This window comes from Lysinibacillus sp. NPDC056232 (assembly GCF_042267565.1).
Lineage (GTDB): Bacteria > Bacillota > Bacilli > Bacillales_A > Planococcaceae > Lysinibacillus.
This window is the reverse complement of the sequence record NZ_JBHJTF010000002.1, coordinates 134,983-153,456: the sequence shown is the minus strand read 5'-3', so window position 1 is coordinate 153,456 and position 18,474 is coordinate 134,983. Positions and strand designations below refer to the sequence as shown.

The 18,474-nt window shown below is 36.7% G+C and carries 14 protein-coding genes; 13 read left to right on the top strand and 1 reads right to left on the bottom strand.

Annotated features, from left to right (window positions below):
• Nucleotides 1-280 precede the first annotated feature (280 nt).
• The 6 genes from ACFCYJ_RS02800 to ACFCYJ_RS02775 all read left to right on the top strand — a co-directional run bounded on the left by ACFCYJ_RS02800 (nt 281) and on the right by ACFCYJ_RS02775 (nt 7,236).
• Nucleotides 281-1,240, top strand: a complete 960-nt coding sequence (locus tag ACFCYJ_RS02800) for a 2-hydroxyacid dehydrogenase (RefSeq protein WP_376070388.1) — start codon at nt 281-283, stop codon at nt 1,238-1,240.
• 109 nt (nt 1,241-1,349) lie between these two features.
• On the top strand, nt 1,350-1,724 hold the full coding sequence (locus ACFCYJ_RS02795; RefSeq protein ID WP_376070385.1) for a cupin domain-containing protein: 375 nt from the start codon (nt 1,350-1,352) through the stop codon (nt 1,722-1,724).
• Nucleotides 1,725-2,174: 450 nt separating this feature from the next.
• Complete coding sequence (locus ACFCYJ_RS02790) at nt 2,175-3,428, top strand: MFS transporter (RefSeq protein ID WP_376070383.1); 1,254 nt, start codon at nt 2,175-2,177, stop codon at nt 3,426-3,428.
• A gap of 493 nt (nt 3,429-3,921) precedes the next feature.
• Nucleotides 3,922-4,329: a hypothetical protein gene (locus ACFCYJ_RS02785; RefSeq protein WP_376070380.1), complete on the top strand. Its 408-nt coding sequence runs from the start codon at nt 3,922-3,924 to the stop codon at nt 4,327-4,329.
• 578 nt (nt 4,330-4,907) lie between these two features.
• On the top strand, nt 4,908-5,501 hold the full coding sequence (locus ACFCYJ_RS02780; protein ID WP_376070378.1) for a phosphotransferase family protein: 594 nt from the start codon (nt 4,908-4,910) through the stop codon (nt 5,499-5,501).
• Nucleotides 5,502-6,345: 844 nt separating this feature from the next.
• Complete coding sequence (locus ACFCYJ_RS02775; RefSeq protein ID WP_376070375.1) at nt 6,346-7,236, top strand: alpha/beta fold hydrolase; 891 nt, start codon at nt 6,346-6,348, stop codon at nt 7,234-7,236.
• Nucleotides 7,237-7,602: 366 nt separating this feature from the next.
• Here ACFCYJ_RS02775 and ACFCYJ_RS02770 read toward each other — a convergent pair whose 3' ends face one another.
• Nucleotides 7,603-9,216, bottom strand: a complete 1,614-nt coding sequence (locus tag ACFCYJ_RS02770; protein ID WP_376070372.1) for a PucR family transcriptional regulator — start codon at nt 9,214-9,216, stop codon at nt 7,603-7,605.
• Between the two features lie 309 nt (nt 9,217-9,525).
• On the opposite strand from ACFCYJ_RS02770, the gene ACFCYJ_RS02765 reads away from it, so the two are divergent.
• From ACFCYJ_RS02765 to ACFCYJ_RS02735, 7 genes are all read left to right on the top strand, one after another.
• A complete protein-coding gene (locus tag ACFCYJ_RS02765; protein ID WP_376070369.1) occupies nt 9,526-11,148 on the top strand; it encodes a lactate permease LctP family transporter in 1,623 nt (540 codons plus the stop codon).
• A 300-nt stretch (nt 11,149-11,448) separates the two neighbouring features.
• Nucleotides 11,449-12,678, top strand: a complete 1,230-nt coding sequence (allC, locus tag ACFCYJ_RS02760) for an allantoate deiminase (RefSeq protein ID WP_376070366.1) — start codon at nt 11,449-11,451, stop codon at nt 12,676-12,678.
• Between the two features lie 27 nt (nt 12,679-12,705).
• Entirely contained in the window at nt 12,706-13,494 is a 789-nt protein-coding gene (gene allE, locus ACFCYJ_RS02755) for a (S)-ureidoglycine aminohydrolase (RefSeq protein WP_376070363.1), read from the top strand.
• A gap of 123 nt (nt 13,495-13,617) precedes the next feature.
• Nucleotides 13,618-14,667 (top strand): ureidoglycolate dehydrogenase, encoded by a 1,050-nt coding sequence (allD, locus tag ACFCYJ_RS02750; RefSeq protein WP_376070360.1) that lies wholly within the window; start codon nt 13,618-13,620, stop codon nt 14,665-14,667.
• 17 nt (nt 14,668-14,684) lie between these two features.
• On the top strand, nt 14,685-16,439 hold the full coding sequence (locus tag ACFCYJ_RS02745; protein WP_376070357.1) for an acyl-CoA synthetase FdrA: 1,755 nt from the start codon (nt 14,685-14,687) through the stop codon (nt 16,437-16,439).
• Nucleotides 16,439-17,704, top strand: coding sequence for a YlbE family protein (locus tag ACFCYJ_RS02740; RefSeq protein ID WP_376070354.1), 1,266 nt, complete (start codon nt 16,439-16,441; stop codon nt 17,702-17,704). The genes ACFCYJ_RS02745 and ACFCYJ_RS02740 overlap by 1 nt, the downstream gene beginning before the upstream one ends.
• On the top strand, nt 17,701-18,471 hold the full coding sequence (locus tag ACFCYJ_RS02735; protein WP_376070352.1) for an oxamate carbamoyltransferase subunit AllH family protein: 771 nt from the start codon (nt 17,701-17,703) through the stop codon (nt 18,469-18,471). Before ACFCYJ_RS02740 ends, ACFCYJ_RS02735 begins: the two co-directional genes overlap by 4 nt.
• Nucleotides 18,472-18,474: the final 3 nt, after the last annotated feature.

The following is an 18,474-nucleotide window of genomic DNA, read 5'->3' as shown; positions in this document are numbered from 1 at the left end:
AATATTGTTTCTGTTTTTGTTTAAAGTGAACAATGTTATTTAAATACTCCTATAATACAATTACATTAAGCAATTAACATAAGAAAAAATAAAAAGAGGGAGTGATTAAAAATGAAAATGCCACATTTTTTGTGCAAAGTATACAAAATGATAAACTGAAATTTCATCCGCCTTTTGCTGTGTGGAATAACAGTTTTGCAGAAATGTGAATCTCTCTTTTAAAACTATGGTCACTAGTTAATCAACAGACGTATTTGAAAAAAAGGAAGGAATGAATTGAATGTTAGTTAAATTATTAGAACCATTAAATGTTTCAGATTCGATTATTCAAAAATTAGCGGAGCCAATCAGACAGGCCGGTCATGAATTTGTTTACTACAACGAGAAAACAACTGATTCCGCAGAATTAGCAAAACGTAGTGAAGGTGCAGATGTTGTTATGATTGCTAATAATCCTTATTCTACAGAAGTGATTGATCAAAATGACAATTTAAAATTAATCAATGTAGCCTTTACAGGTGTTGATCACGTAGGTATGACTCAAGCTAGAAACCAAAATATTATGATATGTAATGCAGCTGGATATGCGAATCAAGCAGTTGCGGAATTAACAATTGGTTTAGTATTAGATGTGTATCGTCACATTACTCAGGGAGATAGAGAAATTCGTGCTGATCATTTCCCAGGAGCATTCCAAGGTAGTGAAATTAAAGGGAAAACAGTTGGTTTGATTGGTACAGGGAAGATTGGTATGATGACCGCTCGTTTGTTTAAAGCATTTGGTGCAAAATTAGTAGCTTCAGACCAATCCAGAAGAAATCCAGAAGCTGAAGATTTAGGTATCGAGTATATGGAATTAGATGAGTTATTAGCACAATCTGATATTGTGTCATTACATATACCATTGCTACCAAGTACTAAGGGATTAATCTCGAAAGAAAAATTAGAATTAATGAAGGAATCAGCTATTCTAATCAACTGCGCGCGAGGACCGATTGTTGATAATGATGCATTGGCGGACGCATTAAATGAAGGGCAAATTGCAGGAGCGGGTATCGACGTATTTGATATGGAACCGCCTATTCCTGGAGACTATAAACTATTACACGCCAAAAATGTAATTTTAACACCACACGTAGGGTTCCTTACTAATGAAGCTATGGAATTGCGAGCTAGAATTGCATTCGATAACACGATGGCATTTTTAGAAGGTAAACCTCAAAATATTATTAAAAGATAATTCTTTGCTATTTTTCTAGCAAATCCGAGAAGTTTTTATTCGTTGTCTAATACACACTAAATCATTTGAGTATGGTGAAGTTTGAAATTTGAAACAAGGAGAAAATACAATGCCATTAAAAAAAATAGCAAGAAATGATTTGAAAAACCGTATTTTCCATTGGCCAGATATTCAAGAGTTTAGAGAAGAAGAAGCGACAAAACATATTTTCTATGAAACACCTAATACTGTAGGAGCTGTTTGGTGTATGCGGCCAGGACAAAATTTGCCCATTCACTCGCACAAGCAAGCGGATGATATTTGGATTGTTATTGAAGGAACAGCAGATTTTTATCCAGAATGTGGTGAAATGGTCCAAATTAAAGCCGGTGATATTGTTGTTGCGCGTCCGGGTGAAAAGCACGGTATGACTAATACTTCTGATAAAGATTTTGTAATGTTAGGAATTGCGGGTCCAACACCAATTGGTTTTATTCCGCATTAATAGTATAGAGTTAACTATCGCGTCTGTTGATTAACTAGTTTTCATCGTAAAAAAGAGAGGTTAACACGATTTCACGGGAATAAGTGGATCTTACAATGAGGTTGTCCAAAAAGTCAGATTTACATCTGATTTTTTGGCAGCCTTTTATTATATGTCCAACAAAATTTACTAGGGAAGCGGATTGAGGAAATAAAAAAATTCCTCAATCCGTTTTTTTTATTAGTCTTTTTAGACAGTCCCTCGAAGTTCAACAGTAAAACAAAGATAGGATTCGTACGTTTGGACAAAATTGAAACTATTTTAAAAATTCCCTTTTGTCTAAAATGTGCAAAGTTATTTTTATTTTTGTTCAAAGTGAACAATGTTATTTAGTTGCTCGTAACCTACAATCAAGTTAGTAATAACATAAGTAACAACATAAGTAAATACAAAAAAATGGGAGTGTCAAGCATGGAACAAAAAGTTAAACATGACCCGAATTATTACAAAAAAATCATTTTTGCACTGTGTTTAGGTTGGGTAGCTATTTGGATTTATCGTACAATACTTACACCAATATATCCACAAATTCAAGAATCGCTTGGTAATATTAGCGATACTCAAGTAGGACTTATTGCCTCTATTTATTTCTTTGCCTATACTGGTATGCAAATTCCATCAGGAATACTCGTTGATAAATTTGGACAAAAACGAGTATTAATCCCTGCGTTTATCATTTTTGCATTAGCAGCAATCGTCATTGGATCAAGCACGACAATCACTCAAGTTTATGTAGGCGCCTTAATGGCAGGTCTTTCGACTGGCTCATACTATGGTGCGGCTTTCTCTCTATCAGCTAAATATATGCCAAAAGATAAGAAAAGCTTTTCTAATGCAATCATCAACAGTGGTTCGGCATTAGGGATGGTTATTGGTCTAGTAGGCTCATCAGTATTAGTAGGTGGCCTTGAAATCCAATGGAATTACATGCTTTATATTATAGCAGTCTTAATAGTAGCAGTAACATTTGTGTTTGCGTTATTTGTTAAACAAGACAAAAGAACAGCTACAAATGAAACTTCTGAAGATAAGGAAACAACACAAGCCACAGTATCTCAAGGCGTAGAATTATTCTCGCTAAAAAAATTAGTTATTTATTTCGTCTATTTTGCAACATGTTATGGTTATTACATGATTGTGACATGGTTACCATCATTCCTTGTCGCAGAAAAAGGATTCGAACAAGGTTCAGTAGGATATGTAGCTGCTTTAGTTGCAGTCACAGCAGTACCTGGTGCATTGATATTTTCTAAGTATATTGACAAAAATGCACATATGCGTCAGAAATTAATTATCTTCTTGTTAATTGGTGCAGCCGTAACAATTAGTTTAACCGTATTTGCACCTAACCCTTCTGTCCTTTATGCAGCATTAGTTTTATACGGTTTATTAGGTAAACTTGCCATTGATCCAGTTTTAATCACATATGTAACGGATTCAGTACCTTCCAACAGCATGGCCAAAGCACTAGGTATCTTTAACTTCTTTGGAATGACTTCATCAGTTATTGCGCCAACTCTTACAGGTTATATTGGAGATATCACTGGTTCGAAAGTATTAGCATTCTATATTGCAGCAATACTTCTTGCAGCAGCAGCGATTTTATTCTTCCTTGCCGTGATGGTGAAAGAGAAGAAAACAATCAATCCCCTAACTAATGAATAAAGTAAAACTACCTATCAGTGGAGGTTTAATACATCTCCTGCTGATAGGTAGTTTTGTTATTGCTGTCCAAAGGCAGCGTGGTCTTCCCATGAAGAAGCTAATTCTCTAGATGAATTATACAACTCCATGCAATCCGAGTTCGATATAACGACTGAATTAGGCAGTAGTAACAAGGAACAAATCCTTGTCACTACTGCCTTTTCGATTGAATCACTAGTTAGTGTGTATTTAGTTTAACAGTGTTTTTCGACTGGATCACCAACCCCAGCATGGATAAATTCATACTTCTCTAGGTGTAAGTTTGAAACAAAGATGCTCCGTTAATAAGAAAGTAGTACGGTTTTGAAAAAGGTTAGCCGGAATTACTTTCACTTCATTTTTCTTATTGAACGAACAGGGCAGAGTAGTTAAATGAAGGTTTGTAACTTTATTCCACTTTTTTCGTCTGGCTACTATGAAGTCAATATTATTAAATTCATAGGAGGATAATAGTATGAAAACTTTTTATCATTGTTTAATAATGTGGATACCTTTTGGATTGTTGTTTTCCTTTGCAGCATTTGGATTAGATGTAGTAGAAGGAAATAAAATCATAACGTCGGGATATGCACTTATTTATTTGTTTGTTGCGGCATCTTTTACGTTTATTTTATATCCTATTTCATTTTTACCACTAACATTTGTCGTAAGTAAGTTTGTAGAATCCTTACTGTTTAGAGTGGTAATATTCACCTGTCTTAGTGGAGTAATAGGGGTGGTTGCTTTTGAAAAAATATATGATTTTCTTTTTATGGAGAAATATAATTTTAGCATTATTACTTCAATTATCATTTTTGGTATTACAGGTACACTTTATGCTTTGGTGGAAAATTCCTTCAAGAGAAATATAAAATTTGTTTAAACTAACAGGAGTATTAATTGAACGGAGAAAAATTTATTATGGTGTTTCTCTGTCTTAATGCATTGGGGTGTATATCTTTATTAATTCAAGCACGTCTGGATATTCGTTTAATGAGATGCCTTATTTGCAAGACTAATATAATGTGGATTTCTTTCAGTAACAAAAATTGCTGGATCTATTTCAGATTCATATGTTTCCATGCTTTTGGCATTAACAAAATATATTCCTCCAAAAATATGATTTTTATTTTATAGAGGAATTATTTCCAATTTACTAGAAAGAGTATACATAGAAAAATAAATACTTCACAAACGGAGCAGTTAAGTGAAGAAGGGATTATGATTATAGATTAAGAATTAAATAGTAAAAATGCTTATTAAACGAGGTGTACTCAATGCAACCAATACATATCGATGAAATTCCAAGTGAAATAAAAGAATATCTTAACAAAATTAATTCTATAAGATTTCCACGGCAAGGTTACACCTCTGATGTTGGGCTAATTGTATGCATTGAAAAGGACAAAGGGAGAATTATTTTGTTCTTGGCTTAATAGAGAAATATCTGTACTAAACTGTTTGACTAATCAAACAAAACTACCTGTTCCAAAAGTAAAGAAATTTGTTGAACAACAAAACAAAAGGGATTCCTGGGCTCTATTTGAATTTTTAGAGGGGGAGACATTAAGGACTGCTTTATTCACCGAGAAAAATAAAGAGAAACGGCAAGAAATGATATTTAATTTTGGTGCACTCCTATTTCAAATCCATACAACCCCTTGTCCAAAAGAGCTAATTTTTGAACGAAAATGGATTGACCAAATGTTAAATCAAGCTGAATATAATTTGAAAAATTATAAAGTGGATGGAAATGAGAAATTATTAGAAAAAATTAAAACAAATAAACCAAACTTCTTTAAACAAACTTTAATTCACGGAGATTTTACAATTGATAATGTTTTAGTTTCCAACGGAGTAATTACAGGAGTAATTGATTGGGGAAGTGGAGCTTATGGAGACCCAAGATATGACGTATCATTGGCTATACGCCCAAAACCCAATGCCTTTGAAAATGAAATAGATAAAGAGATTTTTTTTGAAGGATACGGGGAAAAGATTATTAATGATAACGTATATGATTATTTTGTAAATGGGTTATATGAATTCTTTTAATTTTTTGTTCTTCAACTAAAGAGTGCGTTCGTATTACATAGTTCAGCCAGGACTTTCTGGTTGAACTTTTTTTATTTAGATTTAATCTATCAGTAGCCAGAGTAGAACATACGGGGGAGTGGGACATTGATCCCGTCAACTAAACTGTTCACCCCCTACTTGTAAAAATATGTTTGAGGTTGGTTAGGACTTAGGTCTGGTATAACAAGAGAAGCTATAATACTTCTTGGAGGTAATAGGTGTTACTGATGTATTCATATACATTGTAGCTAGATTTATTAATTTTATTTTCTCATTCTTAAGAGATTGAATTTGTTTCAATTGCTTATTTTTATTCATCACTATGTTGTTTTCGGAAAAAAATAAACGTAAATTGAAAACGTTTGATTATTAACAAACATAATAATATAATGTTTGTTGTAGGTTGGCGGTTTTTGAAATGAATACTATCCGTATATAATGACAGCTATGGCAGGGGACTACCACCAATATTGCGTCTTCGTGAAATTGTTGATTACATAGCACATCCTGAGCTAACACCGGAGATTCCAATTAGAAATGGGAGGGTGTGCTCGATATAGTGGTTAAAAGCTCCGGCACCACTTGAAAGCGAGGTGAAGTGATGTTTCTTGGCGATGGTGGTGAGTTTCTTATTGGATCCGAAGACGAAATATAGGATCTTGTCATGATGATTCGCCAGAGCTGCGCGTAGTCGTTTCTTGCTTTTTTAAGTAATCAGAACTACATGGCGGGTATCGGTCATCGGACCGCAGCGATTGAAGATTCACGCCTTCTGCCTATGACAGAACTTATGATATCAAAATAAAAAGAGGAGAACATAAATATGAAAATCCTAAAAGTCAACGATGTCAATTTGGCCTATGACAGTTTCGGTAACGAAAATGACGAGGCTATTATTCTAATCGCCGGGCTGGGAACCCAGATGATCCGATGGACGGATTCGTTTTGTCGGATATTAGCGGCGCGGGGCTTTCGCGTAATCCGCTTTGACAATCGCGACGTAGGTTGCTCAACGCACTTTAGCGATTATCCGACGTTGGATTTTGACGCACTAGCCACTGCTCTCATGTCGGGCCAGCAACCGGATATCCCTTACACTCTCGATGACATGTCCAACGACGCTATCGGACTACTTGACGCCCTGTCAATTGACCAGGCACACTTCGTTGGCAGGTCTATGGGCGGAATGATCGCCCAGGTTGCAGCTAGTGAGTATCCTGAACGGGTATTATCGCTCACATCCATTATGTCCAGTTCCGGTAATCCAGCACTTCCGCAAACTTCCCCAGATGTCATAGCGATGATGACTAAACCGGCGCCGAACCCATTTGAGGATGAAGCAGGATTTTTGGCGCACAGTCTATTTTTTGCCAAACACATCGCCGGCACCGGCTATCCGTTTGAAGAGGATGCTTATCGGGCGCTCATTCTGGAGGAAGTCCAGCGAGCCTACGATCCAGGCAGTGTCGGACGACAAATTGCTGCAATGGCTGTCTCCGGTGACCGTCGTCCGCGGCTGGCAACTATAAAAGTACCAGTACTTGTCATTCATGGGGTAGAGGATCCTCTGTTCGTCCAGGCATGTGGCGAGGACACAGCTTTTGCCATCCAGGGCGCCGAGCTAATGTTGGTTGACGGCATGGGTCACGACCTGCCGCACCAACTGTACGAAGTAATCGCTGATGGCATAGAGCGTACGGCTCGTCGCAATTGACACGCGTCTACTGAGTGGCAACTAGCAGGAGTCCTGCGGTGCCCAATGGGGCTGAGGGCTCAGGGGAGTAATGCTAATCAATTTGCACCCTAGGATCATACGATGCGGGTGGAAGCGGCGATGTTCTTTGAAGGGGTGTTAAAGCAGCTTCATGTCATTAATTAATGGGTCTCCTAAAAGAGAATTCATTTAAACGTATATGTGGATTCAATCGAATAAGCGCCGGTTTCATGATAACATCGTGAGTAGGAGCTACACTATTTGCTTGCTCATAATTGAGGTGGGGAAGCAAGTGTTTCGGTAAAATAGGCAAAAAGAATCCCGCTAAAAAGCATTCATAACAGCTTTTTAGCGGGATTTTTTAGTTTAAAAATTTACTTTCTCTGACGCAAATAATGCTAATCGTAGATCCAATGAAATATCAGGCGATTCGATAGACTGACCTAAAATCTCTTCACATTTTTTAATACGATATTTTACCGTGTTCCGATGAATAAATATATCTTCAGAAGTCTTTGTCAGATCACAATGATTCGCCAAATAGATTTTCAATGTATGTTTTAGTTCTTTTTCTTTTGTCGTTTTCGGATAGGCTAATGAACCTAGTGTATACGTGATAAACGGTTTTAATTTATTGGCTGGAATGAGTTGTAACAATTCTTCTACACTTTTAGATTTATAGAGTTCTATAAATTCAACTTTACTACTTTCAGACTTATGATCAAAAGCTTCATTCGCTTCAAAATAAGAGAGTGGTAAATGTGAGAATTCAGTAACTTCATTCCCAATACCGAATGACAGTGTGCTATTAAAAAGTTTTTGATACTCTTTTTGGATATATTTGCAGTAATCTAAATAATATTGATGTTTAGTTTGTAATAGTATCGTAAACCGATGATTACCTGGAGACCTATAAACACTTATAGAAGGATCAATGTCAGTCAACTTATGTGTTAGCCATTCAAAAGTCATTTGATAGCGCTCATTCAAATAGATATTATTTTCCACATCCCTTTCTTGATCAATCGCACAAACGATCACTTGATAGAAATTGGATGGTTGAATAAGGTGTTTTTTTAAAAACTCAGGGTGCTGTTTGACTGAAATAAGATTATCAGGATGTTCAGACATCAATGTTTCGAAAAAGCGGTTTACATCTTGTTGTTCCGCTTCTTTGATCTTACTATTTTTATAAATGGCGAGACTAAGTGTATTTACGGCTTGTTCTATGGCAAGCAGACTAAATGGATAAGTGAGCGTATTAACATTTGAAACCATCAAATAATACGGAAAATATTTAAATGCTGGAACTTCAAATATAATATGTTCTTCTTGGAAAGATGCTTTATTATTAGGTGAAATTTGCTTGGAATTAACACATCTTTTGAAGTAACTAAGATTTTTCTGAATTTGCTCTGAATGTTCTTGGAAGTGATGGCTCATCGATTTAATTTGATGAAAAGGATTTAAGAGCATCACAGGGACTCTAAGGAGTCTGCTCATTCGTTCAATCATCATTTCCAAGCTCAAACCTCTCATAAGCATTGTATTTAATTCTTGTTGGATATCTAATGCAAAATATAACTTTTCAGTTTCTTCATCCAAGATATAGGATGACATATGATGCGTAATGGATCCAAGGTTCCAACTATCAGGGATTCTAATAATGGGGAATTTTAACTCGTTTGCATATTCTATTACTTCATCATCAATTTTTTCTAAAAAGCGCGATAATTTAACGCCTATGCCAGCAACTTGTATATCATTTAATTCTCGAATGAGATCCTTTAATCCGGATTGGTCGTGTTGATAACACATACCCGTAGTGACGATAAATGAATGAGGTGCTGTGAAATTTTGAATATCAGGCGTTTCCGTAATATCGACCATTTCTACTTCTCTTTCTAAATCTCCCTCATCATTTAATAATGTTAAATCAGAAAATTGTTGGACAGACATGATTTCTTTTAATGTTGTCATAAGAATCATCTCCTTTATATTTGTTAGAAAAAGCCAAAATATGAATTAAATATGTGAGATGCTACAAGGATAACCTATCACTCTGATTGTATACTATTTTTGAAAGTTATTATACGTATAATTCTTTATTTCGAAATAGTAAAGGAGAATCATATGCTTGAACTAGGTCAGAATATTCTACGTGATGCTTTGTTTTTTGAAAAGCGGGTTACAACAAGGATAGCATGCTAAAGTAGCTTGAACAAAGAAATTCACCTTTGCACAACTAAACCATGCTAAGAATAACTACGTTAGAAAGAAGTGATAACGATGTGGGATCAACAATACAATCCACTTGGAAATGAAATAGTGAGTGGCATCATAGCCTTTCTTCCTATACTCCTATTTCTTCTTAGTTTAACAATCTTTAAATTAAAAGGGATTTATGCAGCAGCATTAACTTTAGGTGTTACCATTATCATTACAGTCGGAGTCTTCGATATGCCGATAACTAAAGCGTTTGGAGCAATTATTCTCGGAACAGGTAAAGCATTGTGGCCCATCGGTTATATCGTCATTATGGCTGTTTGGTTGTACAAAATTTCTGTGAAAACTGGAAAATTCGAGATCGTCCGAGGGAGTATAGCGAATATTACCGAGGATCAACGACTTCAATTATTGCTTATTGGTTTTTGTTTTAATGCCTTCTTGGAAGGAGCGGCCGGATTAGGTGTTCCAATCGCTATTTGTGCAGCTTTACTAGTGACGCTTGGTTTCAATCCCATTAAAGCTGCTGGACTTTGCCTAATCGCCAATGCCTCTACAGGCGCATTTGGAACAGTTGGAATTCCAGTCATTACTGGTGCTGAAGTCGGTGGGATGGAAACGTTAGAACTGTCAAGAATGACAGGCTATCTTTTACCTTTGATTTCATTTCTCGTTCCTTTTCTCCTCATCTTTATTTTAGATGGTATCAAAGGAATAAAAGAGATATTCCCAGCCATTTTGGTCGTCAGTAGTGTCTATTCAGGGCTTCATTTACTTACGATTACTACGATTGGGCCAGAGCTTGCGAATATTATTCCTTCTTTAATTAGTATGGTGGTTTTAGCCTTATTCTTAAGGAAATGGCAACCAAAAACGATTTACCATGAACCTGGGGTAGAACTATCAGGAAATTTAAAAAACTATTCTATGAAAGAGATTTTGGTAGCTTGGTCACCATTTTATATCCTCACTGGTGTTATAGCCGTTTGGAGCTTGCCTGCATTTAAACAATTATTTGTAGATGGTGGTGCACTTGATTTTACGACTGTCGCATTGAAAATTCCCGGATTACATGATCAAATCATGCGTATACCACCGATCGTAACAGAAGCCAATTCTATACCAGCTATCTTAAATATTAACTTTGTTTCGGCAACGGGAACGGCGATTTTATTGGCTATCATTTTAACGAGTGTCCTGTTTCCTGCGTTAAACATCAAACAAACCGTTCATTTGCTCGGTGACACGATTAAAGAACTATGGTTACCGATTTTTACAATCGTACTTGTAATGGCTTTTGCAAATCTTTCTGACTTCTCTGGGCTTAGCACCTCTCTAGGACTTGCACTTGCCAAAACGGGTGAATTCTTCCCATTTGTTAGTCCAGTATTAGGATGGATTGGTGTCTTTCTAACGGGATCGGTTGTAAATAATAACGCACTATTCGGTAGCTTACAGGTAGTTACCGGGACGCAGATCAGCATCTCACCATCATTGCTAATGGCAGCTAATACTGCTGGGGGAAGCGTAGCAAAATTGATTTCACCACAATCTATCGCTATTGCAGCAGCCGCCGTTAATCAAACCGGGAATGAGTCAAAAATCTTTCAATATACAATACGATATAGCTTAGGCTTGCTCTTACTTGTATGTATCATGACACTCGGGCTATCTTTTATCCTCTAATCATTTTAATAATGACTATACCACATAGTAAATCTAAGTTTTCACATAGATTTACCATGTGGTTTTTGTTTTTTAGTAAGGATAAAATTGATTATTTACTCCACTCACACGCCTTCTTAGACCCTTTCCATAATCAATAGCTAACAGCGTTCTTATTTACTCCGAGCTACTTGCTCCTTATGAAAAATTATTTGTCTAAAGTGCATAAAAAGACCATCCATTATTGTTCATTGTGTCAATGAATGGTTATGAGTATGGACCTATAATAAAAGTGTACTAGAAGGAAGGAGTGAAAGAGTAATGGATATTCAATCAACTTTTCAATCTTTAGATAAGAAATTCACAAGTTTTGGTGGTTTAGAACAAGGTGGGATTACACGCCTATTATATTCTCAAGAATGGAATGAAGCCGTTCGTGAGCTGGAAGCAACATTCAAAGAAGAAGGCTTAGAAGCAAGTTTCGACGATATAGGTAACTTAACTGGGCGTCTTGTTGGAAGTAAATATCCGGAAGAAACCATTTTAACAGGATCACATATCGACACAGTAGTTGAAGGTGGTCATCTAGATGGACAATTCGGTATCTTAGCTGCACTGGTGGCTGTGAAATATTTAAAAGCTAAACATGGCCAACCACTACGCTCATTAGAAGTATTATCGCTTGCAGAAGAAGAAGGTAGTCGATTCCCTTACACATTCTGGGGTAGCAAAAACTTCTTTAACTTAGCTAAAAAATCGGATGTTGACACAATCGCAGATGCTGAGGGCATTAAGTTCGAAGACGCGATGCGTAAATCAGGCTTCGATTATCGAAAAACGACTGACGTTCGTAATGACATTAAAGCATTTGTTGAAATTCATATTGAACAAGGTAAAGTGTTAGAGACAGAAAACAAAACAATCGGTGTTGTTAATGGCATCGTTGGTCAAAAACGCTTCACGATCAACTTAAAAGGTGAAGCAAACCACGCTGGCACTACGCCAATGTCGTTACGTCGTGATACAGTTGTTGCCTATAGTGAAATTGTCTCTGACTTAACAAAACGTGCTAGAGAAATTGGGGAACCACTTGTTTTAACGTTCGGTCATGTCACACTTGTACCAAACACAGTAAATGTAGTTCCTGGTGAAATTACGTTCTCAGTAGACTGTCGTCATATTGATCAGCAACTATTAAATGATTTTGCAGCAGAAATCGAAGACAAAATTAAATTAGTCGCTGAAGCAAATAGCATGACTTACGACATTAATTTATGGATGGATGAGGCACCAACATTGATGGACAAAAAAATCGTTCAAATCATTGAACAAGCAGCAAAGAACAATGTAGGGGATCAATATAAAGTGATGCCATCTGGTGCAGGACATGACTCACAAATCTTTGCTCAATTTGTTCCAACGGCGATGTTGTTTGTACCTTCTATTGATGGAATTAGTCACAACATTAGTGAAGAGACGAAGATAGAAGACCTTGTTAAAGGTATTGAAGTATTAAGCGATGTACTTTATGAACTAGCATATAAAGAATAAAAATAATGAAAAAGGAGCCAGATACTTATGGGTTACTTAAATCAAGTTCAAGGATACAGAGAAGGTTTATTAGAAACACGTTCTGTCATTAAAAAAGACAATTATGCGGTAATCACACCAGATGGCTTAGTTAATAATGTTGTACCTGGTTTCAAAGATTGTGACGTAACAATCTTAGGATCCCCACGTTTAGGTGCAAGATTTGTAGATTACTTAGTAACAGTAAAAAATCAAGGCGGAAACAAAACTGGTTTCGCTGGTGATGGTATTCAATCATTTGTATATGTTGTTTATGGCAAAATTAATGCTTATGCAGATGGTAAAAAATACGAATTAACGGAAGGTGGGTACTTATATGTACCGCCCCACTTACAGTTGACTTTTGAAAATAATAATAACGGTGAAGATAGCCGCTTATTCTTATACAAAAAACGTTATCAACCTCTTAAAGGGTATACACCAGAAGTCGTTACAGGTAATGTGAACGACATCGAACAAGAGGCATATGAAGGTATGAAAGAAGTATTAATCCAAGACTTATTACCAAAAGAAATCGGATATGACATGAACATTCATATTCTTTCATTCAAACCAGGTGCTTCACATGGTTACATTGAAACACACGTTCAAGAACACGGCGCTTATGTTTTAAGTGGGCGAGGCATGTACAACTTAGACAACGAATGGATGCCGGTTGATAAAGGTGATTATATCTTTATGGGCGCTTATGTACCGCAAGCAACATATGCGATTGGTTTAGATGAACCATTCTCATACATTTATTCTAAAGATGCAAACAGAGATATTGATTTATAAAAAGTGAGTATAGTATCTCCGATAGTTATCCAAAGATAAATTAGGCATCTTAGTTACAAAAGAATAAATTCTAGATTATTTAGAATCTGACACAAAATATTAATTAAATAAGGAGTAAACAAGATGCGTGTATCTAAAGAAGAACTATTTAATTTAATGAAGCAAAAGTTTATGAAAGCGGGATTAAATGAAGGAGCAGCACATGATGTTGCAGACGTATTAACATACGCTGATCATAGAGGTATTCACTCACATGGTGCTGTACGTGTTGAATACTATTCTGAACGAATTGCAAAAGGCGGTATTACAACCAATCCAAACTATACATTTGAACAAACAGGACCAGCATCTGCGGTCTTTAATGGGGATAATGGTCCAGGTCACCAAATAGCAAAACAAGCGATGGAAAAAGCGATTGAAATGGCTAAAAAATCAGGTGTTGCCGTTGTTGGTATGAAAAACATCTCCCATAGTGGTGCTTTAGGTTACTTTGTTGAAATGGCAGCAGAACAAGATATGGTTGCTCTAAGTATGTGTCAATCAGATCCAATGGTCGTGCCGTTTGGCGGAACTGAACCATATTTTGGGACAAACCCAATTGCTTATAGTGCACCGTCTGCTGATGACCGTATCATTACATTTGATATGGCGACTACTGTTCAAGCATGGGGCAAAATCTTAGATGCAAGAAGTAAAAATGCATCGATTCCAGATACATGGGCTGTTGATGCTACTGGTGCACCTACGACGAATGCAAGAGATGTTCATGCACTTCTGCCAATTGCAGGTCCAAAAGGATACGGCTTGATGATGATGGTAGATATTTTATCAGGTAGTCTTCTAGGAGTCCCACATGGTATACATGTGTCTTCTATGTATCAAGACTTAACTAAAGGACGCGATTTAGGTCAAATTCATATCGTCATTAACCCTGCCTATTTCACAGATTTGAATGCTTTCAAGCTACAAATTACAACAATGCTCAATGAATTAAAAACACAGCCAGCGGCAGAGGGCTATGGAGAAATTTATTATCCAGGTGAACGCGGTATATTAAGAAGTAAGGAATATGATAAGGAAGGTATTGAAATCGTAGACGACATTTACAACTATCTTGTGTCAGACGACGTTCATTACGATCGTTATCATGGAAAAAATAGATTTGCAGAATAATAAATTGGAGGATCATCATGTTATACACAATTATAAAAGAAAACACTTATAAAGATTCCATCGTGTTAATGCTTTTATCCAACAAGTTGTCTGCAATTGATGGTGTAAACAAAGTATCGATCATGATGGGAACACCAGCGAACAAAGACATTTTTAAATCTTCTGGCTTAGGCACGGATGAATTAGAAAAAGCAAAGCCAAATGATATTGTCATCGTTGTAGATACAGATCAAGAAGAAAAAGTAGACGAAGTGAAAGAAGAAGTAGAGATCGCTTTAAAAGGTGAATCAGATTCACAAAATACGTCTAAAGGTCAAGAAGCTCACAACTGGCAACGTGCAATGGAGCTTGCGAACAATCCAAATTTAGCGTTAATTTCAATTCCTGGTCAATATGCTGCAATGGAAGCGGAAAACGCATTGAACGAAGGTTTACATGTGTTTATGTTCAGTGACAATGTTTCGAAAGAAGACGAAGTGAAACTGAAACAAAAAGCGCATGAAAAAGGGTTATTAGTGATGGGTCCAGACTGTGGTACTGCACTTATTCACGGCGTACCCCTTGCTTTTACAAATAACGTAAACGAAGGCGATATCGGTATTGTTGGGGCATCAGGTACAGGGATTCAAGAAGTAACAACAATTATTGACCGTTATGGTAAAGGTGTTACAAACGCTCTTGGTACAGGGGGACGTGATTTATCGACGGAAGTTGGTGCGATTACGATGTTAGATAGCATCAAAGCGTTAAACCAAGATCCGAAAGTAAAAGTCATTACAGTGATCTCTAAACCACCTGCAGAGGAAGTACAGCGCAAAGTATTAAACGTACTAAGAAATATTGATAAACCAGTTGTAACACTATTTTTAGGTGACAAACCTTCATACCAAGAAGAGAACATCTATCATGCTTATACACTTGAAGAAGCAGCGGTTGTAGCTGTCCAATTATCAAATGGTGACAAACCAAATTTTGAACCGACAACAGCTGATGTAAACGTTGTTTTAAAAGAATCACAAGTTGGTATTAAAGGTTATTATTCAGGCGGTACATTAGCATCTGAAGCGGCTATGCTAGTGAGAGATGCTTTCAAAGATACAATGACTGAAGAGAAAAGCGATAGCTATGTTTTAAAAACAGACATACATGAAATCATTGATTTAGGTGATGATGTTTATACAAAAGGTAAACCACATCCGATGATTGATCCTGAAAAACGTATCGAAATGCTTGAAAAATCTATGAACGACCCTGAAACTGCAGTCATTATGATTGATAACGTGATCGGTAACGGCGGTCATGAAGATATGGCCAGTGAACTAGCACCAACAATCAGACGTATTTTGGATAGTGCACGTCAAGATGGTCGTCAACTGGCAGTACTTGCAACGGTTGTAGGTACAGCACAAGACATCCAAGGTTATGATAAACAAATTGAGATTTTAAAAGAGAGTGGCGCAATTATTTGTAAGACAAACGACCAAATGGTTCGCACAGCTATCCAACTTGTAGGCGGAAAAGTGGAACAACCAATCGTTGATGTACAAAAATTTGATTATACAGAAGAAAATTTGGCAGTCGATGAGAAAATTATGTCCTTCATTAATATGAAACCAAGTGTAATCAATATTGGGCTAAAAAGCTTTACGGAAGCTATTCAAAACAGTGGCTCTGAGTGTGTTCAATTTAACTGGCGTCCAATTGCTGGTGGCGATGAGAAGTTAATGAAAGTACTTCAATTCTTAAACTATTATGAAGGAGGTACAATCTAATGGGTTACAAAACAATCAATGAAGCAAACGAAGCCGTTATCCAGAAGATCATAGCAGCAGCACCATTTTTAACTGATGTTGTACCTGCTAAATCTGTGATTCCTGAATTAGAAGAGTACGTGTTATTACATGCTGGACCTCCAATTAAATATGAAAACATGACAGATCCTATGCAAGGTTCTTGTGTTGGCGCAATCCTTTTTGAAGGATGGGCAGAAGACGAAAAGAATGCACGTGCATTACTTGAAAACGATAAGATCAAATTCATTCCATGTCACCATGTGAATGCAGTTGGACCAATGGGTGGTATCACGTCACCTAACATGCCAGTCCTTGTGGTTATTAACAAGGAGAGTGGTAATGAAGCGTATTGTCAAATGAACGAAGGGATTGGTGCAGTATTACGCTTCGGCGCTTATAATGAGCAAGTCATCAATCGTTTACACTGGATGAAAGATGTATTAGGTCCAGTATTAAGTAAAGCCTTAAAAACATTTGATGGAGGCTTAAACGTCAACGTATTGATTGCTAAAGCTATTGCAATGGGTGATGAGTTCCACCAGCGTAATATTGCAGCTTCACTAGCATTTTTAAAAGAACTATCTCCAGTAATTGCTTCATTAGATGACGTTGAAAAAGATCAACGTACAGAAGTAATCCAATTCTTAGCTGACACAGACCAATTTTTCTTAAATATTGCTATGGCGACTGGTAAAGCGATGATGGATGCAGCACGTACAATCGAACACGGTACAGTTGTTACCGCAATGTGCCGAAACGGTGAAAACTTTGGTATCCGTATTGCGGGTATGGGAGACGAATGGTTTACTGGTCCTGTTAATACCCCGCAAGGATTATATTTCACTGGTTACTCAGCAGAAGATGCAAACACAGATATCGGTGATTCAGCGATTACAGAAACAATCGGTGTCGGAGGTATGGCGATGATTGCAGCACCTGCAGTAACACGCTTTGTTGGTTCGGGTGGATTTAATGATGCGCTTGAAACAAGTAATCAAATGACTGAAATCTGTATTAGCGAAAATCCGAACTTTGTTATCCCAACTTGGGACTTTAAAGGCGCATGTTTAGGTATCGATGCACGGAAAGTTGTTGAAACAGGGATCACACCAGTTATCAACACTGGTATTGCCCATAAAATTGCGGGGTACGGACAAATTGGTGCCGGTACAGTACATCCGCCAATCGAATGTTTTGAGAAAGCTATCACAGCATATGCTGAAAAGCTAGGCTTTAAGGGATGATTTTACAAGCAAGTGCGGTTGGTTCAATCGCACTTCAATTATTAAATGAAGGAAAAACCTTTACCGTGCACAGTATGTTTGAAAAAGGTTTAAATATGGTTGATCAAGATGGAGAATTGATATTTGTTGGTACCGATGAAAATGGTACATTTCCATTCGGGATCTTGCTTGATCCTCAAACGAGACAAACAGTAAAGACCAATATTAAGGTAGGCGATACATTAATATTTCGTAATAATCGTCTTTTTCATAACCGCTTCGAAATGGTGTTTAATGTAAAAATACTACCGTTATATATGGATTTTGAACATGCAAATATAAATAAATTAAAAGAAAATTTTCAATACATTTCATTTACATCATATGAATCATCAGATTTTGAACGAGCACGTGTATTATCCTTGATTAATCGATTACAAGATCCAACCCAAAATCTTGACGAGACATTCCGTTATTTTATTGGACGTGGACAAGGTTTAACACCAACAGGTGATGATATACTAGTCGGCATATTGTACGGACATTTTATTAAAAATTTTATCGAACATAAACATCTAGAAACACTAAAAGCTCTTATCAAGGAACCTTTAACAACCATTGTCAGTAAGCGTTTCTTAACCTGTGCTATAGAAGGTGTATTTAGTTCGAAGATTACAGCATTGCAACATGATCCATCTTTAGAAAGCATGAACAGGCTTATAGAAGTAGGATCATCATCTGGGATGGATACGTTATATGGCATTTACATGTCATTAACTAAGGAGTGAAAG